Origin of the sequence: Faucicola mancuniensis (genome assembly GCF_046523945.1) — a bacterium.
Taxonomy (GTDB): domain Bacteria; phylum Pseudomonadota; class Gammaproteobacteria; order Pseudomonadales; family Moraxellaceae; genus Faucicola; species Faucicola mancuniensis.
Map to the genome: position 1 here is coordinate 685,285 of NZ_CP171363.1, position 21,775 is coordinate 707,059.

General features: G+C 40.0%; 21 protein-coding genes, 1 rRNA gene and 1 CRISPR repeat array. Of the genes, 3 read left to right on the forward strand and 19 right to left on the reverse strand.

Going from position 1 to position 21,775, the window contains the following annotated elements; all coding sequences use genetic code 11:
* The first annotated feature begins 158 nt into the window (after positions 1-158).
* Positions 159-1,256, forward strand: a complete 1,098-nt coding sequence (locus tag ACGTJS_RS03525) for an IS4 family transposase (RefSeq protein WP_410471957.1) — start codon at positions 159-161, stop codon at positions 1,254-1,256.
* Here ACGTJS_RS03525 and ACGTJS_RS03530 read toward each other — a convergent pair.
* From ACGTJS_RS03530 to ACGTJS_RS03605, 16 genes are all read right to left on the reverse strand, one after another.
* The gene (locus ACGTJS_RS03530) at positions 1,253-1,567 is read right to left on the reverse strand and encodes a hypothetical protein (RefSeq protein ID WP_315043992.1); all 315 of its coding nucleotides are present in this window, start codon (positions 1,565-1,567) and stop codon (positions 1,253-1,255) included. The two genes, ACGTJS_RS03525 and ACGTJS_RS03530, sit on opposite strands and share 4 nt — an antisense overlap.
* Positions 1,560-3,068 (reverse strand): N-6 DNA methylase, encoded by a 1,509-nt coding sequence (locus ACGTJS_RS03535; protein ID WP_315043995.1) that lies wholly within the window; start codon positions 3,066-3,068, stop codon positions 1,560-1,562. Before ACGTJS_RS03535 ends, ACGTJS_RS03530 begins: the two co-directional genes overlap by 8 nt.
* 156 nt (positions 3,069-3,224) lie before the next feature.
* Positions 3,225-3,656 carry a type I restriction-modification enzyme R subunit C-terminal domain-containing protein gene (locus ACGTJS_RS03540; RefSeq protein WP_315043997.1) on the reverse strand — a complete coding sequence of 144 codons (432 nt, stop codon included), beginning with the start codon at positions 3,654-3,656 and terminating at the stop codon, positions 3,225-3,227.
* A gap of 14 nt (positions 3,657-3,670) precedes the next feature.
* On the reverse strand, positions 3,671-5,248 hold the full coding sequence (locus ACGTJS_RS03545) for a helicase-related protein (protein WP_410472833.1): 1,578 nt from the start codon (positions 5,246-5,248) through the stop codon (positions 3,671-3,673).
* Positions 5,249-5,683: 435 nt separating this feature from the next.
* The gene (locus ACGTJS_RS03550) at positions 5,684-6,037 is read right to left on the reverse strand and encodes a DUF4145 domain-containing protein (RefSeq protein WP_315044001.1); all 354 of its coding nucleotides are present in this window, start codon (positions 6,035-6,037) and stop codon (positions 5,684-5,686) included.
* 205 nt (positions 6,038-6,242) lie between these two features.
* Positions 6,243-8,226: a CRISPR direct-repeat array (repeat unit 32 nt; unit sequence GTTTCAATCCACACACCCGCATGGGGTGTGAA).
* 252 nt (positions 8,227-8,478) lie between these two features.
* Positions 8,479-8,769 carry a CRISPR-associated endonuclease Cas2 gene (cas2, locus tag ACGTJS_RS03555; protein WP_315043037.1) on the reverse strand — a complete coding sequence of 97 codons (291 nt, stop codon included), beginning with the start codon at positions 8,767-8,769 and terminating at the stop codon, positions 8,479-8,481.
* Between the two features lie 24 nt (positions 8,770-8,793).
* Entirely contained in the window at positions 8,794-9,828 is a 1,035-nt protein-coding gene (gene cas1c / locus ACGTJS_RS03560; protein ID WP_315043035.1) for a type I-C CRISPR-associated endonuclease Cas1c, read from the reverse strand.
* Between the two features lies 1 nt (position 9,829).
* Positions 9,830-10,474 (reverse strand): CRISPR-associated protein Cas4, encoded by a 645-nt coding sequence (gene cas4, locus ACGTJS_RS03565; protein WP_410472834.1) that lies wholly within the window; start codon positions 10,472-10,474, stop codon positions 9,830-9,832.
* A gap of 2 nt (positions 10,475-10,476) precedes the next feature.
* Positions 10,477-10,671, reverse strand: coding sequence for a hypothetical protein (locus ACGTJS_RS03570; RefSeq protein ID WP_410472835.1), 195 nt, complete (start codon positions 10,669-10,671; stop codon positions 10,477-10,479).
* A 144-nt stretch (positions 10,672-10,815) separates the two neighbouring features.
* Positions 10,816-11,694, reverse strand: a complete 879-nt coding sequence (gene cas7c, locus ACGTJS_RS03575; protein WP_410472836.1) for a type I-C CRISPR-associated protein Cas7/Csd2 — start codon at positions 11,692-11,694, stop codon at positions 10,816-10,818.
* A 41-nt stretch (positions 11,695-11,735) separates the two neighbouring features.
* Positions 11,736-13,811 (reverse strand): type I-C CRISPR-associated protein Cas8c/Csd1, encoded by a 2,076-nt coding sequence (cas8c, locus tag ACGTJS_RS03580; RefSeq protein ID WP_410472837.1) that lies wholly within the window; start codon positions 13,809-13,811, stop codon positions 11,736-11,738.
* Entirely contained in the window at positions 13,811-14,557 is a 747-nt protein-coding gene (gene cas5c, locus ACGTJS_RS03585) for a type I-C CRISPR-associated protein Cas5c (RefSeq protein WP_410472838.1), read from the reverse strand. The genes cas8c and cas5c overlap by 1 nt, the downstream gene beginning before the upstream one ends.
* 70 nt (positions 14,558-14,627) lie before the next feature.
* Positions 14,628-14,897, reverse strand: a complete 270-nt coding sequence (locus ACGTJS_RS03590) for a hypothetical protein (RefSeq protein ID WP_410472839.1) — start codon at positions 14,895-14,897, stop codon at positions 14,628-14,630.
* A gap of 256 nt (positions 14,898-15,153) precedes the next feature.
* Positions 15,154-17,694 carry a CRISPR-associated helicase Cas3' gene (gene cas3 / locus ACGTJS_RS03595; protein WP_410472840.1) on the reverse strand — a complete coding sequence of 847 codons (2,541 nt, stop codon included), beginning with the start codon at positions 17,692-17,694 and terminating at the stop codon, positions 15,154-15,156.
* Positions 17,695-17,870: 176 nt separating this feature from the next.
* Positions 17,871-18,251 (reverse strand): DUF302 domain-containing protein, encoded by a 381-nt coding sequence (locus ACGTJS_RS03600; RefSeq protein WP_410472841.1) that lies wholly within the window; start codon positions 18,249-18,251, stop codon positions 17,871-17,873.
* A 173-nt stretch (positions 18,252-18,424) separates the two neighbouring features.
* Entirely contained in the window at positions 18,425-18,931 is a 507-nt protein-coding gene (locus ACGTJS_RS03605) for an RNA pyrophosphohydrolase (protein WP_315043019.1), read from the reverse strand.
* 454 nt (positions 18,932-19,385) lie between these two features.
* Between ACGTJS_RS03605 and ACGTJS_RS03610 the strand changes: the two genes are divergently transcribed.
* Both ACGTJS_RS03610 and ACGTJS_RS03615 read left to right on the forward strand, forming a co-directional pair.
* Positions 19,386-19,796, forward strand: a complete 411-nt coding sequence (locus tag ACGTJS_RS03610) for an OsmC family protein (RefSeq protein ID WP_315043018.1) — start codon at positions 19,386-19,388, stop codon at positions 19,794-19,796.
* 20 nt (positions 19,797-19,816) lie between these two features.
* On the forward strand, positions 19,817-20,230 hold the full coding sequence (locus ACGTJS_RS03615; RefSeq protein ID WP_410472842.1) for an MAPEG family protein: 414 nt from the start codon (positions 19,817-19,819) through the stop codon (positions 20,228-20,230).
* A gap of 52 nt (positions 20,231-20,282) precedes the next feature.
* On the opposite strand, the gene ACGTJS_RS03620 is transcribed toward ACGTJS_RS03615, so the two are convergent.
* The 3 genes from ACGTJS_RS03620 to rrf form a co-directional block, all read right to left on the reverse strand.
* Complete coding sequence (locus ACGTJS_RS03620; RefSeq protein ID WP_315043015.1) at positions 20,283-20,486, reverse strand: hypothetical protein; 204 nt, start codon at positions 20,484-20,486, stop codon at positions 20,283-20,285.
* Between the two features lie 104 nt (positions 20,487-20,590).
* The gene (locus ACGTJS_RS03625; RefSeq protein ID WP_315043013.1) at positions 20,591-21,499 is read right to left on the reverse strand and encodes a lantibiotic ABC transporter permease; all 909 of its coding nucleotides are present in this window, start codon (positions 21,497-21,499) and stop codon (positions 20,591-20,593) included.
* A 112-nt stretch (positions 21,500-21,611) separates the two neighbouring features.
* Positions 21,612-21,724 (reverse strand): 5S ribosomal RNA (rrf, locus tag ACGTJS_RS03630).
* Positions 21,725-21,775 lie beyond the last annotated feature (51 nt).

Consider the following 21,775-nt stretch of genomic DNA (forward strand, 5'->3'; position numbering starts at 1 on the left):
ACTAACTCAATAACAACTTAAGAACCTGCCAAGCTTTCTAAGCCACGCATGTGGTGGGGAACGGAAAAGATATAACACCAATCTCTGCACACGACAAAAAAACAAAAAAGTCTGATAAAACAATGGCATAATAGTAATTTTTCCGACGAATTAAAACCATGCCAAACCTTATCAGACTAGAAAGAATTTTATCGCAAAACCTAACAATACACAAGGCAAAAATCAACTGCTTAAGTCTAATGATAATAGCCATCATTACCGCCCAAAGCAGTAACCTAAAAAAGATAGCCAGACACTTTACCAACAGCACAACAAATGACAGCAACTACCGAAGAATACAACGCTTTTTCGCCCAAACACCCCTAAATGAACACCAAATAGCACGCCTTATCTTTCAACTATTTGGACTAAACAAAGTCACACTCACCATTGACCGTACCAACTGGAAATGGGGAAAAAGCAACATCAACATCTTCATGTTAGCTGTTGTACACAAAGGCATTGCCATACCCTTATACTGGACAATGCTAGACAAACAAGGCAACTCAAAAACACTAGAGAGAACACAACTCATTGAAAAATTCATTCACACCTTTGGTAAAGATAAAATACAAAAAGTATTAGCCGATAGAGAATTTGTGGGTTCTGCATGGTTCGACTGGCTAACAAAACAAAATATTAAATTTGCCATACGCATTAAAAAAGACAGTAAAGTGACCAATACACAAGGACAAAGCGTACAAATTAAAACACTATTTCATAATTTAAACCAGCAAGATACTTATCACCATGCTAGAACACTCTTTGTTGATAAGTGTCCTGTCAAGGTATCGGCAAAGCTTGATAGTGATAATGATTATGTGATTGTGGCTACCAATGATTTTGATGATATTGACCCTATGGCAACTTATGCGATGCGTTGGCAGATTGAAACGCTGTTTTCTTGTTTAAAGGGGCGTGGTTTTAATCTTGAGGATACGCATTTGACTAAACAAGACAGAGTGAGTAAATTGGTTGCGGTAAATGCGTTAGCCTTTTGTTGGGCTTATTTGACTGGCTTGGCGGTCATTGATGATAAGCCTAGTCATTATAAACGTTGCCTTAAGTCTAATGGTCGTCCTCAGTCAAGTGTTTTTGCTTTGGGGTTAGATTTTCTGATTGATGGATTTAGACGGTTTATTATGTGTGGTGATTTTGCTTTTTTTAATAGGTTGGTTGATTTTCTCAGTTTTAAAAGAAAATCAACTTTATTTTAGTAGTTTCTGTCGTGTGCAGAGTTTAAAAACTCTTTATCAATGCTACTATCAAGAGCCATAGCATTGCCATTAATATACGAAAATGGTTCGGATAAATGAATATTACCACAAGTTGCCCCACGACAAGTTATCATTAAAGTTGGGAATTCGTGAGTAAATTCATTATATTTTCCTATTTTTCCATTTGCACCATAAACAGTAAAACCCGTTGGCAGTAAATTTTCCAAAGAAATAGTTTTATATTGCTTTGGATTAAAAAAAAGCGTTATAGGAACATTAACCCACCCATTTGGCAAAGAAAAATCACGCATTTTCCCCCCCGTCGCCCAACGCCATCGCCAACGCCCTATGCTCTGCCAACGCACGCTCAAGCTCATCTACCGCCTCGTCTACCAAAACGCTAGGCTCTGCCAAACTTTCGGCATCTACGCTGTCGCTGTCTTTTAGCCAGCTAATATCTAAGCTATCGCTCTTTTGCTCTTTTATCCACTCACGGCTAAACACACGCCAACGGCTGTTGTCCTGTGTCTGCCCACCATCTGTAAACGACCACTCGCCCTCATTTCGTGGTGCAGTGCCGTTTGGCTTATCGCCATACACTTTTTCAAACGGTTCAAGATGGCTTGCTGAAAAAGGCGTGCGTTTGCCAAAATTTGGCATATTGGTGCGTAAATCGTACACCCATACATTTTGGGTGCAGTTTTTGTCTTGGTGCGGATTTTCTGCCGTGCCTTTGGTAAAAAATAACACGTTGGTTTTTACCCCTTGGGCATAAAAAATCCCTGTCGGTAAGCGTAAAATGGTGTGCAAATTGCATTTGTCCATCAAATCTCGGCGAACATCTGTCCCCACGCCTGCCTCAAACAACACATTGTCTGGCAACACCACGCCTGCACGTCCGCCCGCTTTTAGATTGCGATAAATATGCTGTAAAAATGCCAATTGCTTGTTTGATGTTTTATAAGTCAAATCATCACGAGTGATACTGGCATCGCCACCCTTTGCCGTACCAAATGGCGGATTGGCAAGAATTACGTCCGACTTTGGCAAGCCTTTGCCCACATCGCCCAACGCATTGCCAAGCAAAACCGCTCCGCTGTCATCGCCTTCTATGTCGTGCAATAGGCAATTCATCAAGGCAAGTCTGCGAGTGTCGGACACCAGCTCAATGCCGACTAGGGCTTTTTGGCGTTGGAAAGTGGCTTGTTCTGCGGTTAAATCGTACAAATCATCGGTCTGTGCCTTGATGTAGTTATCCACCGCAATCAAAAATCCTGCCGTACCGCACGCAGGGTCGCTCACCACTTCGCCCACTTGGGGTTTTATGCAGTTTACCATACTGTTAATCAGCACTCGTGGGGTAAAATATTGACCTGCACCCGACTTGGTTTCGGTGGCGTTTTTTTCTAGCAAGCCTTCGTAAAGGTCGCCCAAGCCGTCTTTGCTTGCCGAAAACCAGTCAATGCCGTCTAGGGTTTTGATAAGCTGTTCTAGGTGTTTTGGCTCTTTGATGATGGTGGACGCATTGTGATAAATTGCCGAAATTAGGCGGTCATCGCTTTGGGATAAGTCCAGCAAAATTTGGCGATATTTATTGACAAGCTCAATGCCTGATAGTTGATTTAAATCCGTCCAGCGAGAGCCTTCGGGGAGTTTGTGGCGGGCTTTGTCGTTGGTGGTGGCGATTTCTGCTTCCATTTTGATAAAAAGCAGTAGCACCAGTTCGGTTACATAGTTGCTGTAGTTAATGCCTTCATCTCGTAAGATGTCGCATAAGTTCCAAAGTTTTTGTACAATGTCATTGTGGGTCATAGGTTGCCTTGTTTTTTATTAAAGATTTTAAAATGTATTATTAAATTATATAAAAAATTAAACCTACTATTGTAGGTTTGGTGGAAAAATGACACCCAACATTTTACCATGTCGTTGGTTTATGTTGGGTTTATTTTTCAATGGCTTAAAATAAATCTAAGCCGTCCACATATTTTCGTTAATTTCTGCAATCACCGTATCAAGTTGATTGTTCAAAATTTTATCAAGTTTGGTATCACCGCCATCTGACGCAAATCGCTGATTAATAAACGTTCTATCAATCACCGCTTCGTACTTTAACTGCTTGGCAATTCTGTCCAAATATCTTTTTTGTACAGGTGTCCAACTGTGGTTACTCTGAATTTTCATCATCGCTTGGCTGACACGCTGTTCAAACGGAATTAACGTCTCACCAATCGCCGCCCTACGAATATGCCCCACGATACTTGCGGTAATGTCTTGATTGGTTTTGGCTCGCCATGCCGACTGTAGCTTGGCTTCGCTGTAACCGTTTTGGTCTAGTAGCAGTTTGATTTGTTTTAAATCTTCACGAGTTAGGTTATTCGGCTTGGTCGCTACTACCGACAAGGCGACAGACTCGTTTAATTGCTGTCTAATAAATGCATCAAAATTTCTAAATAATCATCAATATTTTGGCTGTTTGCCGTGTCGTCTGTGGTTTGCACACGTTTAAGAAATTCATCATCACCTGTGTAGATAATCGGGTTTTTACCCGTTCCTACCAAAAACTGCAATTCGGCAATTTCGGTAACAAGCCGAGTGTGAGCGGTCAAAAATTCTTTGGCATACGCCATGCCTTTGCTGTATAGTTCTTGGTGTAGCTTGGTGGGTTCTACACCCCAAGATGATTGCAGTTCGGTGAGTTTTTCTTTAACTTTTTGGTTTTTTTCGGCTTTTTTGTTAGCTTTTATCAAAACACGCATGAGTTTTTGGCTGATTTGGTCTAGCACTTCTTTGGCGTGCGTATCTAAGATGGCGGTTTGTTCGGCTGATTCTAGGTTGGTTTGCTCGTCAATAGTTTGGGCATCAACAGACGGATTTTGTGATGAATTATTATTAGCCAAAACAGGCAAACTCATAAACTCATCAACCAATTGTGCCAGAGAAATGTTGGGATTTTTCACAAGTGGGGTCATAGTATCTACCGCTTGCAAAGACGCACACAAATCCACAGGGTCATAAATTTTGAACACAGTTTTGCCAATGTCATCACAACGGCGAGTAGCTCGCCCTTTCATTTGCTCGTACAAAATCCGAGATTTTACACGACGTAAAAATACCAAATGACAAATGGCAGGCACGTCAATGCCTGTGGTTAATAAATCTACCGTGATGGCAATGCTTGGGAATTTTTCATTTTTATATAGGCGGATTAGCTCGTCTTGCTTGTTGCTTTGTCCTGTGATTTTGCGTACCGATTCTTCGTGATAATCATCGCCATACAGATTGACAAAGGCTTCATCTAGCAGGCGTTTTACCATATCGGCGTGGCGGTCTGTAACACAAAAAATCAAGGTTTTCTCTTCGCCATTTGGGTCTATTTCATTGGCAAGTTGCTCACAGCTTAGGGCGTTTTCTATATGTTTAATCGCTTGTTGCTGATAATCACGCAAACCCAGATGAGCCAATGGCTCAGCAAGCAGTTTGGCATTAGATTGCTCATTGTCTTGGGTTAATAAATTTAACAAACCTTCTGGACTGTGAAACTGCTGTAAGGCTCGTTTGATATTGCTTGGTTTTCTGACATCACGAAACCAAATGCCAGATTGCTCTTCTTGTTGCTCAAAATACGGTCTGCCATTGGTGGAGTACACAAACGGCACGCTAAAGCTGGTTTGGCTATTTTGCCAAGGGCTAGTTTGGGCTAGCTCTTGCTGTGGATAAGACCACGCAGGGAGCATGGTGTCGTCCATTTCAAAACCACTGGCATAGCGTTCGGCTTGGGTGATTTTGCCAGATACGTCTTTGTTTTGTTTTTTCGCTTCAATAATGGCTATCGGCATTAAGCCCACAAACAGTACATAATCGGCTCTGTTTTTGCTAATTTGCCATTCAGCAATGGCTTTATTTTTGCCGTGTTCTGGGCGTTCGCCTTTGGCATAAGTCATGAGCTTACTATCAGCCTGCCACCCCGCTTGGCGTATCTGTTCATCTATCAAAATACGGGTAACTTCTTCACTGGGTGAAAAATCCGATACATTGATACGGCGAATGGGTTTTTGGGTATTGTTTTGCTTGGCTTGTTCTAATTGGTTTTGCAGGTCTTGAATGTGTTGGTCAAATTTTGCTTGCAGTTCTGTTAATTGCTGTTCTTGTAGTTGGTTTTGCTCAGCAAGCTCTTGGGATTTTTGGTTTAATGTTTCGGCAAGTTGTTGAAAATCTTGTTTTTCTAGTTCTTCTAGGCGTGTAAGTTCTTGTAGTTTTGCTACGTCTGTTTGATTGGATTTGTTGGCTTGGATTTCTTGTTCTAGGGCATGAATTTGTTGTTGTAGTTTTTGTAAATTCTCGCTTGGGTCTTTTGGTTTGACAAAGGCTGGGGCTTGAAAGTTTTTGCCATTTTTACCAAAAATCTGATGATACTAAATATAGACCTCTCAAGCAGTCATCATACCTTTTAGAGCATCAAGGTGTCTGGTGGTGAATTGATGAACGGCAAGATTGCCCGTCTGCCGTAACAGATGAAAACTGTTCTTTATAGCACCAAGTTCGGTATTTTTAGTTTCGTTAAATATTTGATTTATTAATTCTTTTTGAGTGGTTCTTTCATTAAATTGAATATTTAAACGGCTTGCTAAATCTTTAATCAACGCCTCACCAAGCTGACGAATTTTCATCAAGCTGGTATTTGGGTCACTCACAAAATACCGCTCGGCACTGCTGGCAAGCTGTAAAAAGATGGGGTTGTGTTCTTGTAAAAAATCAAAATTACTAGGGTAAGAATTTTCCATAATATTTGCCTAAATTTATTTGATTTTGGGTTTTGTTGTTTGTCTCATAAATATTGCTATTGTAATAAGCTGTCAAACAATAGTCAAAGAGTTTATGCTATACATATCCACATGGGGTGTGAATTTGCTTTATGCGATTAGTCGTCTGACATTAGATGTTTCTGGGTGTGAAGCAGAAACACTATACCAAGCAAAATTAGAACTAGTTTCAATCCACACACCCGCATGGGGTGTGAAATACTAAGTCCCAACTGCCACTTGCACCACCACCGTTTCAATCCACACACCCGCATGGGGTGTGAAGCAAGGGAATTTTTTAGGGGGCGTTAATATATGTTTCAATCCACACACCCGCATGGGGTGTGAATTCTCAAACATAATAATACTCAGTTGCAGGGCGTTTCAATCCACACACCCGCATGGGGTGTGAAGTTATCCCAGAATTTAATAACTTTTCTTGGGGTGTTTCAATCCACACACCCGCATGGGGTGTGAATGTTGATTTGTTTCATTTCGGCGTATTCTTCTTTGTTTCAATCCACACACCCGCATGGGGTGTGAATGATGCAGGTGCTACTGATGCAGCCAAACTAGATGCAGTTTCAATCCACACACCCGCATGGGGTGTGAATTGAATAATCTTTTACCCATCTATTATTGTAGGTTTCAATCCACACACCCGCATGGGGTGTGAACGGATAATGTGGGCGTTGTCGTAAGTGAGAGGGTTTCAATCCACACACCCGCATGGGGTGTGAAGTCGCAAGTGGTATCTAATGCAACTATTAACCGTGTTTCAATCCACACACCCGCATGGGGTGTGAATCTCTGTGCAGTCGGTTCGGGGCTTGTGTGATGTTTCAATCCACACACCCGCATGGGGTGTGAAGTATTTATATGACAAATTACCGCAGTAAAATTAGGTTTCAATCCACACACCCGCATGGGGTGTGAAAATCCTACCCAAGTCCCAGTAAATCAACGTATAGTTTCAATCCACACACCCGCATGGGGTGTGAAAAGCACGATTGTGAACGCTGGTGACCCTGACGAAGTTTCAATCCACACACCCGCATGGGGTGTGAACATATTTTGCCGAACAAATCCGAGCGATTGACCGTTTCAATCCACACACCCGCATGGGGTGTGAAGCAACAATGGCATTTATTAGCACAGTTGTTAATGTTTCAATCCACACACCCGCATGGGGTGTGAATTTGATTTTAAAGGGTTTTATATGGTGGCGATGTTTCAATCCACACACCCGCATGGGGTGTGAAATCACCGCATTACTATGTTGAACGTCCGCTTGGTTTCAATCCACACACCCGCATGGGGTGTGAAGAGTTTAACTAGCCCCAAACAACAATCACAAAAGTTTCAATCCACACACCCGCATGGGGTGTGAATCAGGCTTTCCAAAATGTAAAACCAATTATGATGTTTCAATCCACACACCCGCATGGGGTGTGAAGTATTAGAAAGCAATGCTAAACCGATTAATGGTGTTTCAATCCACACACCCGCATGGGGTGTGAATGTTTATTTAACATAATACCTTTGATATTATGCGTTTCAATCCACACACCCGCATGGGGTGTGAAAAAGACAATCAAGATAGCTTTGTACACTTTTTAGTTTCAATCCACACACCCGCATGGGGTGTGAAGGCTAGTAATCGTGCACTTGGTGGTCTGTACTCCGTTTCAATCCACACACCCGCATGGGGTGTGAAACTTTATAATGCTTTTACTGATATTAAGTTTTTGGTTTCAATCCACACACCCGCATGGGGTGTGAATAAAAACGCATTATCATGTATCTAATCCCTTTGTTTCAATCCACACACCCGCATGGGGTGTGAATAATTCAAGCGGTAATTTGCCACGCAATGATTGTTTCAATCCACACACCCGCATGGGGTGTGAATTCATACGGCGTAGATAAGAGGATTTAATTATGGTTTCAATCCACACACCCGCATGGGGTGTGAAACCGTCTGCTAGTAGTCTTGGTAAATTCTTGTTGTTTCAATCCACACACCCGCATGGGGTGTGAAGCAATTCGTTATAAAGTAAGCGATGGGGGCTGGGTTTCAATCCACACACCCGCATGGGGTGTGAACTCATCAACCAAAAAATAGATGAAGCTATAGCAGTTTCAATCCACACACCCGCATGGGGTGTGAAAGCCCATCTCTTAACTCATTCACTTTACTACAAAAAAACTGCTGTATTTGCGAATGGCTAAAAGACAAGCAAAATTCGGCTAGGATTAACCCAATCCGAATTTCTATTATAATTCAAAAATTTCATAAAATCGAATTGTTAAATAGTTCTGCGAAAGTGTAAGGAAAATGATGAGAGCTTAGGATTCGCAATCACTTTTTTCCATTTCGCCAAAGATAACATTATGACAGTCCATCTTTATATCAAAAAACTTTAAAATAACAACACATCATTCAAATCAATCACAGGTTTTGCTCCAACATGCTCAACTTTATGTTGCCAATTTTTACCAAGATAATAATAGCGTAAGCTGTCAGTGTCAGGATTGATAATGGATTCCAATTTGGCTTTTAGCATTGTCCATTGGGCGGGGTCAACTTCAATTTCAAACACCGAATATTGCACTCGTTGCCCATAATTTTGGCATTGGCGTGCCACATGGCGTAAGCGTTTGGCACTTGTTTCATCTTGCGTGCTTACATCATAAGTGACCAAAATCATCATAATTATTATCCTTTTTGCCTTTGATTATTTCCATAAAAAAGGCACATAACTGTCAATATCGCCTCGAATATGCCGTACCATAATGGTTGCCTGTAAATGTGGCAACAGCCCAAACGGCACGGTTTCTTCAAACCACTCATGATAAAGCGACTGTTGTTTGCGGTCATGCCAAGCCTTTAAAAACAACTGACGTGGCTCATCTTTTAACACCACCGCCCCATTATGAAGGGTGGTAAAATCCTTTTTGCCAAGCTGTTTTTTGTTAATCAGCGACAGCACAAAACGGTCAATCATAGGGCGAAATTCTTCGACCATATCAAGGGCAAGGCTCGGTCTTCCTGCACGCAATTGGTGAAAAAAGCCACTATTGGGGTCAAGTCCAACCGTTTCCAACGCACTTCGGCATTCATGGGTCATCAAGGTATAAGCAAACGATAGCAAGGCATTGACAGGGTCGGTCGGTGGGTTGCGTGTGCGTTTGGCAAAATCAAAATCGGCATGACGGATAAAATGCGGAAACACCGCAAAATATTCGCTTGCCAACTCACCTTCACGCCCAAGCAATTCAGCATTATTTTGGGTTTGGATCACACGGTTTAGCCCAAGTTCCAGATATTTTTGAGCCTTGTCCAAACGAGTTTGGCTATCAGCGTCCAAGCTGTCTTTATAATCTCGCAAATAACGGCGAATCACTTGGCGTTGGTTAAACACTTTTCCCAAAATAATGGTTTGGCTAATCGCAAGGCTACGCTTGCTATCATCAGCGATGCGATATTGTTCACGGCGAAGTAGCACATTACCACTCACCGCTCCTTCGACACGAGCTTGGAATTTGCCAAATTGATTGAGAAAGGTGATGGTAATGCCGTTTGCCGTGCAATGAGCCATGAGAGCAGGCGACAGCGACACTTGCCCAAAACACACAATGCCGCCAATCTTGTGAATCGGCACACGCCCTTTGACTTCACGCTCGACATTTTTTAGCACGATGTTTTCACCGTCTTTGTTAAGCCAAGCGTTTTGGGTTTGCACATACAGGGTATTTTTTAAGGGTCGCATATCATTCTTTTTCGCTTAATTCTTTGTTTAAACTTTGTTGTAAATTTTTGGCAAGCCATGCTTTGGCGTTTTTGTTAAAAATTTTTGGGTGGCAAAGTTCATTAAGTGAGCAATTTCGGCATTTGGCGGTGTTGTATGCTGGTTTTGGAGTAATGCCAGTTTGGATAATTTTTTGACTTTCATTAATAGCGTTTAGTGTAAGATTTCGCAATTCTTCATCAAAAATCACCACTTGCCGACGACGAGTTTTACCATAAAACAACGCCCCTTTGGGTACAACGCAATCGTGCATGTCTTCTAGGCACAAGGCTTGAGCCATCAGTTGCACTTCGTCCGCTCGGTGGGATTTTGGCTTGCCACGTTTGTATTCAATCGGATATGGCACGAACAAACCGTCCGCTTGGCGGTGGTATTCGACCACATCGGCAACGCCTTCAAGCTCAAGGGTGCAATGTCCAAGCGGTAAGGTACGCACAGTGTGAATATCGCCCCGTGTTTCGTTCTCGCCACTATTGACACGCTCGTGCATGACTTGACCTTCGGCGGTTAGTTGGTTTTCCACCCATTGGCATTCGAGTTCAATTAAGGCGAATTGGCGTGGGCAAAATACGTAGTGTTGTAAGCGGGAGAGGTATAGGGTTGTCATGTTTAAGTTACTTTCTTTATCGCATTCAAAAACTTATCTCTATTCGCTAATCTCATTTGCTCTTTTTGATTTAGCTCTGCTCGTATTTTTGGTAGTTCATTTTTGAAAAATTCTTGACCTTTACTTTCTACATAGTTACTTTTAATTATTCCAAGCATCTTAAACTCTTTGCTTTCAGAAAGTTGGTCAATAGACATTTTTAACAATGTAGTTTTTGCTAAGTTCCAAAAGTTATTTGAGTTAAAGTAATTTTCAATTTTAGCGATAATTTCATCGAGGTTGTAAAAATTAGGTACTTCTATATCCTTTAAAGAATAGCTATTTTACCAATTTTTTTCTAATCAAAACCCATCAATTACTTGCGGTTCTAATCCTGCCAATGCTGACTTTAATGCTGATTCATCAAAGTTACCTTTATCATCTAGTAACTCACGCAAGCTACCATGTACTTTTGCTGATGAATGCTGACCTGCTTTGCTGTTATGCTCCCACCAAATCACTTTTTTCACCTGCATACTGCCTTCTGGGCGTGCTGATGACGCATCACCCTCAAATAATTTTGGTAAAATTTCTTTGATTTTATCCGCATCAGCATCGCTAAATCCCGTACGCTCTGCTAGTTGGGGTGTGATTGCTCCATAGGTCACATAAATGCCTTCATCAACACGGTGTTTCATACCCATTGTATCACTGCCTTTTTTACTACCGTCACCTTCACCGCTCACGCTTTTGGTGATTTGGGTGCTGGTAATATCTACAGGTTCAAGGCTAAAAGCCGACTGAATGGTTAAAGGACCTCGAATTGGAATTGACACACCATCCGCCCCTTTATCATCAGCTTTAAAGGCAAAAACCTGACCAAAGGCACGCACGTCAAACCATTTTTCACACGCCAGTTTTGCAGTGGCATCACGTTTTGATTCTAAATTTTCACCCTTTTTAGTTTCAAAGGCTTTTTTACCAAGTCCAACAGTTTCGTCATAAGCACGGTTTTTTAGGCTAGTCATGCCGTCGTTTTTCTTTTCGTCAGATTGTACAAAGATACTTTCACCATCTTCTTGTAGACGGTCACGGATTTTACGTTTTAAACATACATCAGTAATTTCGCCATTACCTTCAAAGTCAGTGCGTGGACGGTTACCGTTTAATGGGTCGCCATTTGGGTTAGCGTTTTTAACACCAATGATGATGGCAAAGTCGATTTTTTTGGTTAAGCTCATGATGGTTTCCTTAGTAAATTAATTAAAAGTTTGTTAAAGTATCAGTTTATTTCCGCAGATTTTTCCGCAGTATTTTTGTCTTGGTTGGCTTGTCTGGCAAGCTCAAATGCCATTTTTTGACTATGATAACCAAGCAAAAATTCGCCAGATAAGGCACTGTCATTGTTAAAATCTTGGATTTCAAATTTTGACATGATGTCATTTAATAACTTTTCACGACTACGCAAAAATTCTGGACGATTATTATTTAAACGCTTAATATAAGGGTCTAATGCCAATTCAATATTTCGCCAAGTGCTAAACGGACGATTGGCAAACTGTTGCATATAGCGTTGGGCGGTGGTGGTGCGTGTTTCGCCTGCAACATACAGTGCATAGCCTTCTAAGTTTTCAGCCGTTGCGAGCAGTCGCCCATACAGATAATCTCTGCTGGTATAATCTTCTTGTAATGCCACAGTGTAGCTCCTTTTTTTATCAGATTTCAAACGATTAAAATAACCACGATATAGCCCACAAGCCACACTTAGGTTTTGTTCCCATTCCCAGTTTTCTAGCCCAAGTGGGTTGCAAGCACGTTTTACACATAAATCGACAATCGATTTAGGGATTTGTCGATGATGACCCTCCACAATCACAGGCAACACTTGTGAAACCACTTGTTTTTTGACGGCATCAGGCAGTCGTAAGCCATAAGCAGAGACAGCGATTTGATAAGGCGTTGGGGCTTGAATGGTCATGTGCCTTTGATTGGTTTCTTTGTCAAAATAAAACGCATACCAAGCAAAATTTTCATACCAATCTTCCATCGCTTCAATATAATCATCAGGCATGGCTTCATAATAATAAGTTACCGCCATTCGCCCTGGTGTTGCCGAATCAAGGCTAATGACAGAGATTTGCTCATGATTGGGTAGTTTTTGGCGATAGCCTTGCATGGCTTTTTTTAAACCATGAGCAAACCGACTGCCAATGTCTTTGTGATGTTCGCGTTTGGTTGGCTGTTCATCATGTTCATCAACTTTTTCACTTTCGCCAATTTCAGCAAATTCGTCCAATTCATCATCAGCCAACTCATCTTCAATTGTTTCTTGAATGACTGTTTCAACAGTTTCTTGGGAAAGAATTGGTTTAAACGGTTGCGGAAGTTTACTGCCATCAACCGCCCAAGCCACCACCGCTTGACCCGATTCTTCATGCCCTTGATTAGTTAATAGCCAAGCTAGGGCAGAATGGGCTTTTTCGGTTACTGTAGCACTAATATTCACCGCTTGATAACCTTGTTTGGCAATGGATTTATCATCATCGGTAAAGCGACCCAAAAAGGTAAACCCTGACATATCATTGGCAGAAATCAATTTGGCATTACTAGCACTTTTTAACACACGATTGGGGTGTTTGCTGGCAAGTGGAGCGGTTTCGCCTGTGATATGACAAAAGCCTTCTTTACTGTCAAAACTGGCGTAATAATTTTGCCAAGCAGTAAATAAGCTTTCATCACCCCAAGTGGTGATATCAGCTTGAGCAATATCCGAATCCATCACTTCCCAAGCAATAAAAGCAGAGCCTTGGTCAAATTCTCCACCGTTTTTTATCAATAAAGATAAAATGCTTTCTGGATAATCACTGGCATTGCTTGGATATGCCAAACTACCCGTATCATCAGCAATTACAATCCCTTCATCGATTAAATCTTGGGTTAATGTACCTTTTTGAACATAATGCAAAACAGCTTGGGATTTTGGGTGAGAAAAAGGCGAATTACACCAATCTGTTAAGGTTTGTTCATACAAAGCAAATAAGTCTTTTTTGTTTTTGGATTTTGCAAAAAAGTCCTTGCCAACATATTGTAATTTATCTGCCAATGGGTGAGCAACAGGGCTTGATGTGCGAGTGGCGGAATCATTGGTTGCAGGAATGGTCGTTACTTGCGATTTTAATTTTCCATTGCCATCACGAGTCAACCGAGCCGAGATAAAATCCCCCTTGTCGCTTATCGTTACAATGATTTGTACGTTTTGTTTGACGTGATAAAACGGCATTAAGGCATGATTTAACTGTGCGTCAGGATTATTAGACACCGCTTCATAGGTTTGGTAAAGTCTGGATAACCAACTCATCACACACCTCCCAAATCTAGCGAATTTGCCAAACTCTCAACCGATTGCAAATTATCATCAATGCCAAATGCTTTTGCCGTCATCTCACGTACAAAACGATTTGGCATGCCATTTTTAGCATCATTGGCTAAATTGTCAGTTGGTTTTGGAAAGGTGATAATGCCATGTTGCATACTGGCACGCCAAAAACGGCTGTGCAGTTCATTAATGCCGATTTCGTCAGGATAAGCAAAAGAATGAAACATCAAGCCATAATCAAGATTATCAATCTCATCATAAAAACCTTCGCCACTGCCAAATTCACACGGTTCAACATAGCCTTGACATTCACGAGTACCCAAAAAAATATCTTGCCGTCCGCCTTTTTCTAGCATACGTTTGGCGATACTGTAATGCTTGCCGTCTATGCGGTCGGCTGTCAGTTCTGGGCGGTGCAGATTCCATTCAAAGTGGGCTTCTACTTGATATTCAACATCACTAAGATATGTGTAATACGCCAAATCATTGCCAGACGCATGAAATTTAATGGGTTTTACGCCTTTGGTTTGGGTGCGAATCGGCTTAATAACACGCACACGGTCAATGTACCAGACCAATGTTGGCTTAAAATAAATGCTCTTACAAATGCCTTTTAACGCTTCGTAAGTGGGTAAGTGATAGCTGGTTTTTTCACCGCCCAATCTTGTGATAGGGTCGGTAAATAAGGCTTGCCGTGCCTTTAGGGTGAAGGTTATTTTGTTGTTCATGTTTTTCCTTTTTCTTTTATCAAGGTTTTAATAATCCAATTACTAAAACCTTATTTTCTAAAATATATTTTTAATTTAAGTTATTATTTAACCAACTATATACATCGTCAAGAGCCATGCCATAATGACTACCAATCAAAGGAATCACCAAAAATGTGTCGTTATTGTCAATTAAATTCGCAAATTTTTGACAGATTTTATCAACAGGCAATGTTGTTGAAATAGCATATCTTGACTCTGAAAGTTTTGCCCAAGCACCAAAACTCTTAATTTTAGCTAAGACTTCAGTGTGTTTCTGCCCTTTGGCATTCAAATCATAAGTAATAAGTTTGACTGACATAAAATTTACTCCAATTAATTAAGATTGTAAATAACCACACGATTATCTTAACCGAACTAAATAAAGAAGTCAATTCCTATATCTTATATTAGTATATAATAATTATATTTCTTTCGTAACATTTATTTTTTTCATTTATCCATGTTTTCTGTTAAAATCTCTTTTCGTCATTGTGACGTGGATTGAAACCTATAGCTGAATATTAGTATATTCACTTGGCAACGATAGTAGTCCACCTATTATCGTTGCCTTTTTCTTAAAACTCCCCAAAGCTCAAAAATTCCATTTTACTATTTCCGCTTGGGTTTAACCCCATCACATCATCATAAAACTTTTCATCAAGTACGATAACGCCCGTATCGCCAATCGGTGTTAATGCCCCTGCTTTTTCCAAATTCTCAAACATAAATGGAAATACATTGATACTAAACGCTTGAGCCTTTTTCACGAGTTTATAAAAATTTTCATCTTTTGCCGTTGCACCACAAAAATCCACAATCAATGCCACACCTTCTTTACCGTATGGTACGACAATGGCTTTGGTTGGTGCGTCAATCGCCTTAAATACCTTGCTTGCCGTCATAAAAGACTGCCAAAGCTGTGGAAATCTACCATCTTTTACTCTTTGTTCATTTTGATTGGCTCCCACATCTCCAATGGATAGTAAATTTAACAAATTATGTTGTTTATCAATCGGATATATCATTTGTTTGTATTGTTTTTCGTCTTGATAGTAATTTGAAAAATAAGTTCTTACCGTCTCTGGGTGCAACAGGCTTTTATCTTGATTTTCAGGCAACGATAACTTGTAAAATAACCGTTGCATGGTTTCTTTACCTTGTTCAATTGTTGGCAACATTCGCAAGTTTTCATTTTTTGGCGTAATGACAAACACCTGTCCTTTAATCGGCTTATTATTATCAACCAATTCACCATTTCGATTGCAACGCCCAGACGCTTGTAAAATACTGTCAAGCCCTGCCAAAAAACGAACGACCGATTTAAACGAAATATCTACCCCCGCCTCAATAAGCTGAGTAGAAATAACAAGCGTTGGTAAGTTATTTTTTAAACGTGATTTAATCGTAGCGATTAAGTCTTTGCGGTGCTTGGCACATTGCCCTGTACTAAGATGAAAAATCACCTCGCCATCAATCTTATCTTTGAGTGTTTGATAAATTTGCATTGCCCATGCTTTGGTATTGACAATCACAAGTGTGCTACTAAATTCGTTAAACTTATCAAGCACAAACTCACTAACCGCCTCATCTTCAAGGGTGTTTTGCGTGTTATCATGAATTTCCACACGTTTTAAGGTATCAAATAGGTTTTTTAATGCGTCATCATTGCCAATAATCTCGGTTGGTGTGTGCAATAAACCACGCTTTTTAACTTCAGATCGGTCAGCTAATTTATCAAGCACAGGCTGTGTCGCCGTACATAACAGCATGGTTGTTTTGCCATAATCAGCCAAAAAATTTATGGCATTAATAAAAAGATGATAGCAGTTAATCGGTAGGAGTTGAATTTCATCAAACACAAGCACAGCATTGGTCATTTGGTGTAATCGGCGAACGCCTTTTGTACCACCACCAAAACAGCTTTCTAAAAACTGCACCATTGTAGTAAACACAATCGGAGCATTCCAATTATCCGCAATCAATTTGCTTTGCCATGTTTGCACATCAGGCTCAAGATTAGAATGTTGTTCAAGCACCCAACTGCCATCAAAACCTTCATCTTCCAAAATTTTTCGCACTTCAAGGGCATTTTGCTCGATAATACTGGTAAATGGTATGATAAAAATAATCCGCTCAAGGTGATGTTGTTTGGCATGATGAAGAGCAAAACGTAAACTGGCAAGCGTTTTACCGCCACCTGTTGGCACGGTTAAGCTAAAAATCCCTTGTGGTTTTTGGGCATTATCAAGACAAGTTTGGGCGATTAAATTTCGCTGGGTGTTAATGGGTTGTAAATCGGCAGTTTGAGCAAAATTCTGATAACGCTGTTCAACCTTATTTATGGCAATTTCCCAGTTTGGCTGACGCAGTTCTAATTCATGACTTAGTTTTGGATACTCAAAAGCAATGCTATTACTGCGGTCAGCTTCAATCAAACAACTAAACAGCACACGCACCAAAAAGCCTGTATAAAAATCAAACTCAATTTGAGAAAGTTCGTTGTTCTTAAATTTATGGTTTAATGGTTTGAAAACATCACTAAATTCCTTAACCACTGCCCTTTGCCAATCATCGCCAAGTATGTCAAACAGCTTTTGTTCACTTGCCTTGGCTTTAGCTTCCATAAAATGGCTTTTTTCTTCAAGCGTTTCTATTCTACGTTTAAAAACAGCATTGCCATCTTTATCCACAAAATCAATCAAGCCACTATGGTGCGAAACCACACACAGACTTAAAATTTCGGAGAGTAGCTTACCGTTTTCTTGCGTTACTTTAGGATTTGATGTTTTGAAATTGTATTTTTTTAAAGATTCTATCAACCATTGTCCGCCTGCGGTGGAATGGTCAATTTTGCCTTTTAAGCCTTTAGCATCTACATATTCATCATCAACATCTGCATTTAATAGCCCTGTTGCAGATTTAATATAGGTTTGAAATTTATCACTATATTTACCCAAGTCATGAACAAGCCCAATCAACTCACCGCTTAATGGCAAGCCGATTTTATCCGCCAATTGTTTGGCAATCTTTGCTGTACCTGTTAAATGTTCAATGACTGATTGTTCCGCACTGTCCGATTTGCGCACATGAGCGATAAACTGTGTATACTTTGTCATAATAAAGCCAACTTTTCATATGAATTTTGTTGGCTTTTAGCTTAACTGATTTTTAGCAAATTAACAAGACAGAACACAAAACAATACGACACAAAATGTCGTATTATTTACATCACTAACACTTTCATATAATAAGCATTGTTATCACAAGCACAACAACGCACTGATACGGATACTTATTCTTGCACCACTTTTTTAATCAATCCTTCCACATTCGCCAACGTGTTTTGCACCTCGCTAAAATCAATCTTTGTTCCATCAACCATCGCTTTGGTATCATAAAAACTGACCAAAACCTCACCATTCACTTGCGTTACCAACACTTTTAAAGGCAACTGCAAAGCGAATGTTGGGTCTTTTTGCATCAAAGGCGTACCCGCCTTAGGATTGCCAAACACAATCACCGTGGCAGGTTGCATACTCAGTCCCGCTTTGGTAGCTGCCTGTTGATGGTCAATTTTTGCAAAAATCTGCATACCTTTACTTTCAAAGGCATTGCTCAAACGCTGTAACGTTTCATCAAATGAATAATCACTTTTGACAGTATGGGTTTTCATCGCAACATATTCCTGTTTGTTAGTTTGAACTTTTATTGGAAAGTTTTGGCACGCTATTAATAAAAAAGGCAAGCTCAAAACCAATAACCATTTTTTCATTGTGTTCTACCTCATATTTATATTAAAAAAACCCACATTATTAACATGGGTTTTTCTAAGCTTACAAACTAAGCTTACAAAGATGATTTTGGCAAAATCAGCTCAGGTTTTAATGGCAAATTTGGCGACAACTCAAACAACGCACGGCGATAAACATTGCGTTTAAATGCCACCACCTTGTTTAACGGATACCAATAACTCACCCATTGCCATTCTTCAAACTCGGGCTTTGCCGTATCAAAACGGATAAACTCTGTATTTTTTTCATCTAGCTGAAGCAAAAACCATTTTTGTTTTTGCCCAATACACATCGGATTTTGACCCTGACGGATAAAACGCTTTGGCAAACGATACCGAAGCCAATCTTGCGTCTGCGACAACAAGCGAACGTGTTCAGGGTACAAACCGACCTCTTCCCACAGCTCACGATACATTGCATCAACAGGCGTTTCACCAAAATGAATACCGCCCTGTGGAAACTGCCACGCATCATGACCGACACGCTTTGCCCACAGGACTTGTCCATATGTATTTGCCAAGATGATACCAACATTGGCTCTAAAGCCATCTGCATCTATCATGACGAATTACCTTCAATTTTACATTAAAAATTTGACAGGCAATCACATTATCAAGTTTTTTTGACGATAAATAAGAACCTGTATTCACAACATTACGTAGTAAAATTTTACAGGTCTTTAATAAACATTTATTTGCTTTTGCATGAAAGATGGCTAAATCTTGCTTTTCATTGCAAAAACGTTATGAATACAGGTTCTAAGTTTTAAGTCAGCATATTAAAATAAACCTTTGTTCAAGTTGAAAAACTGTGAAATAATTTAATTCATAATAAAAACATGGACAATGTCATCACTGTCATTCTTACTGTCTATTAAACCAGTTTTTTAACCAAAAGTGTAACATTTTTTGCTAAAATTTGTTTCAACACAAAAAATCCAAAAAATCATTGATTTTAACAACCAAAATCCTTATATTCATTTATTAAACAAAATGTTAAAAAAAAGGAAAATCACCATGAAAGCAACCGTTACATGGCTAAAAAACGAAGTCATCAACTTTGGAGCAACCACCGAAACAGGCAACAAAGTTATCATGGACTCTGCCCAACAACTTGGGGCAAAGCCAATGGAGCTGATTTTGATGGGGCTAGGTGGCTGTGCCAGCTATGACGTGGTGAGCATTTTACAAAAATCTCGCCAAAATGTTGCCGATGTACAATGCGAACTAACCGCCAACCGTGCCGACAGCATACCTGCGGTATTTACCGACATTCATCTACACTTTATCGTCAAAGGCACAGATATCAAAGAAGCCCAAGTCAGAAAAGCAGTAGAATTGTCCGCCGAAAAATACTGCTCAGCCAGCCGTATGCTAGAAAATGGTGGCGTAAAAATCACCCATGATTACCAAATTATTGAAGTGTAAAAAATAAAAAGGATATTCACATGGGAGCATGGTTACCAGCGACCAACGACAGCATTATTTGGGCGATGATAATTGCCAGTATTTTACCAATGTTTTTTGCCTATCTTGCCAAATTTTTTGCAGAGTTTAAAACCAAAGACAACGAAAATCCACGAGAATTTTTGGCAAAAACCACAGGCATCGCCAGTCGTGCCAATGCGGCACAACAAAACAGTTACGAAACCTTGCCAATTTTTTTGGCATCGGTTATCATCGCTTTGCTGTTTTTTGTGCCAACGGTCATCGTGAGCAAAGTCGCTTGGTTGTACGTGATTTTACGCATACTGTACGGCTTGGCATACATGGCAAACTGGGCTACTTTGCGTTCTGTATTATGGGCGGTGGGTTTTGCTTGTCCGTTATTTTTATTTTACATTGTCATTCGCATGAGTTAAAAATAAAAAACCCATTAAAAACAATGGATTTTGTCAAAAATTTATCGCAACATTATGTGTTATTTTTTTCAAATTCTGCGTGTTCCACTTGATAAAGCGAACCAAGACGCTGTTGCAAATCTTTGTCCAAGATTTTTTTGGCATTCTTTAAATCATCATTTTTGACAAAATCATCAATTTTTTTGCACAAATCACGTTGTAGTTCATGATTGCTAATCAATGCTTGAAAAATATCTTGTTTGGTGTCAATACTCATCGGTTTTTCTTAAAATTGTTGGTTAAAAATTAACTTTATTTTAAAGTAACCGTTAAAAAAATCCATTGCAAATTTAACGCATTTATGTTGTGAATGGGTAACTTTTAAGGGATTTTTTTTGCCATCATTTTACCAAGCAATGGCAACGAAAACATCGGCAATTGCAACGCCCCAATCAAAGGTAAGAACCACGCCCCCAAAAACGGCATAGCAATGGTATAAGTCAATAACACATTGCGACCACCGCACACCAACGCCGAAATAATCGCAATCTCACGACCCTTTTTCAAATACAAAAAATACGCCCCAAAATAAAAAGTAAACGCCAAAACGCACGCCAATAATAACAATAATAACGACTGTAACGGACTTTTGTCAAAAGTCGCACGAAAACCACCGACCAAACCTAATGGAAATGACAACAACAAAATCACATTAAATTGACCTACTTTTGGATAAATTTTGCTAAAAAAATCACATGGCACAACTTGCCGAACCACAACCGCCAAAGCCATCGGTGCAACAATATAAATTAACAAACGCTGAAAATATAACGCAAAATCCAAGGTAGCTCCAGATGCCCCCAGCACCCAAAGCACAACCAACAAAGTCAAAGGCATAACCAAAGTTGCCGAAATGGTTTTTGCCATCGCAAGCAATGCATCAAATCCAACCGCATTGACAATCGCACCACTACCAAATAACGGTGCAGTCGCCCCCAAAGCCGAAATTGCCAATAGCAAATCACCACGAGCCCCAAAAATATAGGCAATCGCTGTAACAAACGCACAAAAAATCCCTGCCTGAAAAATGGCAAAAAACCAAACGGACAAACTAGAGATTTTTTTTAACAATGCTTTTTGGTCAATCCCCAACAAAGTAAAAAACATCAAAAAGAATAAAACTTGGGGTAAAAAAGGCAATACCGCATTTGATAATTGAGGGAATAAAAATCCAATCAATGCACAAAATGGCATAAAAATAGTACTATGACGAGCAATAAACTTTAACATACGACAATCTATTCACAAAAATAGAATTATAAGTCATACAGAAAAAAAGTAAAGTAAGAATGTAAGCCAAATAAAAACCCCCTCACGATTGCGAGGGGGTATAGGAAAAAGGAGCTGACGATGACCTACTTTCACATGGAGAACCACACTATCATTGGCGTATTGTTGTTTCACTTCTGAGTTCGGGAAGGGATCAGGTGGGACCAACAAGCTATAATCGTCAGCAAAAGGGGATAGAGGAATGGTCTGATATACTTATATCATATAAGATATTAA

Excerpts from the sequence above, each read along its gene's own strand:
- ACGTJS_RS03525 (WP_410471957.1), top strand. The coding sequence starts at position 159 with ATGCCAAACCTTATCAGACTAGAAAGAATTTTATCGCAAAACCTAACA.
- ACGTJS_RS03530 (WP_315043992.1), bottom strand. The coding sequence starts at position 1,567 with ATGCGTGATTTTTCTTTGCCAAATGGGTGGGTTAATGTTCCTATAACG.
- ACGTJS_RS03535 (WP_315043995.1), bottom strand. The coding sequence starts at position 3,068 with ATGACCCACAATGACATTGTACAAAAACTTTGGAACTTATGCGACATC.
- ACGTJS_RS03550 (WP_315044001.1), bottom strand. The coding sequence starts at position 6,037 with ATGGAAAATTCTTACCCTAGTAATTTTGATTTTTTACAAGAACACAAC.
- cas2 (WP_315043037.1), bottom strand. The coding sequence starts at position 8,769 with ATGATGATTTTGGTCACTTATGATGTAAGCACGCAAGATGAAACAAGT.
- cas1c (WP_315043035.1), bottom strand. The coding sequence starts at position 9,828 with ATGCGACCCTTAAAAAATACCCTGTATGTGCAAACCCAAAACGCTTGG.
- cas4 (WP_410472834.1), bottom strand. The coding sequence starts at position 10,474 with ATGACAACCCTATACCTCTCCCGCTTACAACACTACGTATTTTGCCCA.
- ACGTJS_RS03570 (WP_410472835.1), bottom strand. The coding sequence starts at position 10,671 with ATGTCTATTGACCAACTTTCTGAAAGCAAAGAGTTTAAGATGCTTGGA.
- cas7c (WP_410472836.1), bottom strand. The coding sequence starts at position 11,694 with ATGAGCTTAACCAAAAAAATCGACTTTGCCATCATCATTGGTGTTAAA.
- cas8c (WP_410472837.1), bottom strand. The coding sequence starts at position 13,811 with ATGAGTTGGTTATCCAGACTTTACCAAACCTATGAAGCGGTGTCTAAT.
- cas5c (WP_410472838.1), bottom strand. The coding sequence starts at position 14,557 with ATGAACAACAAAATAACCTTCACCCTAAAGGCACGGCAAGCCTTATTT.
- ACGTJS_RS03590 (WP_410472839.1), bottom strand. The coding sequence starts at position 14,897 with ATGTCAGTCAAACTTATTACTTATGATTTGAATGCCAAAGGGCAGAAA.
- cas3 (WP_410472840.1), bottom strand. The coding sequence starts at position 17,694 with ATGACAAAGTATACACAGTTTATCGCTCATGTGCGCAAATCGGACAGT.
- ACGTJS_RS03600 (WP_410472841.1), bottom strand. The coding sequence starts at position 18,251 with ATGAAAACCCATACTGTCAAAAGTGATTATTCATTTGATGAAACGTTA.
- ACGTJS_RS03605 (WP_315043019.1), bottom strand. The coding sequence starts at position 18,931 with ATGATAGATGCAGATGGCTTTAGAGCCAATGTTGGTATCATCTTGGCA.
- ACGTJS_RS03610 (WP_315043018.1), top strand. The coding sequence starts at position 19,386 with ATGAAAGCAACCGTTACATGGCTAAAAAACGAAGTCATCAACTTTGGA.
- ACGTJS_RS03615 (WP_410472842.1), top strand. The coding sequence starts at position 19,817 with ATGGGAGCATGGTTACCAGCGACCAACGACAGCATTATTTGGGCGATG.
- ACGTJS_RS03620 (WP_315043015.1), bottom strand. The coding sequence starts at position 20,486 with ATGAGTATTGACACCAAACAAGATATTTTTCAAGCATTGATTAGCAAT.
- ACGTJS_RS03625 (WP_315043013.1), bottom strand. The coding sequence starts at position 21,499 with ATGTTAAAGTTTATTGCTCGTCATAGTACTATTTTTATGCCATTTTGT.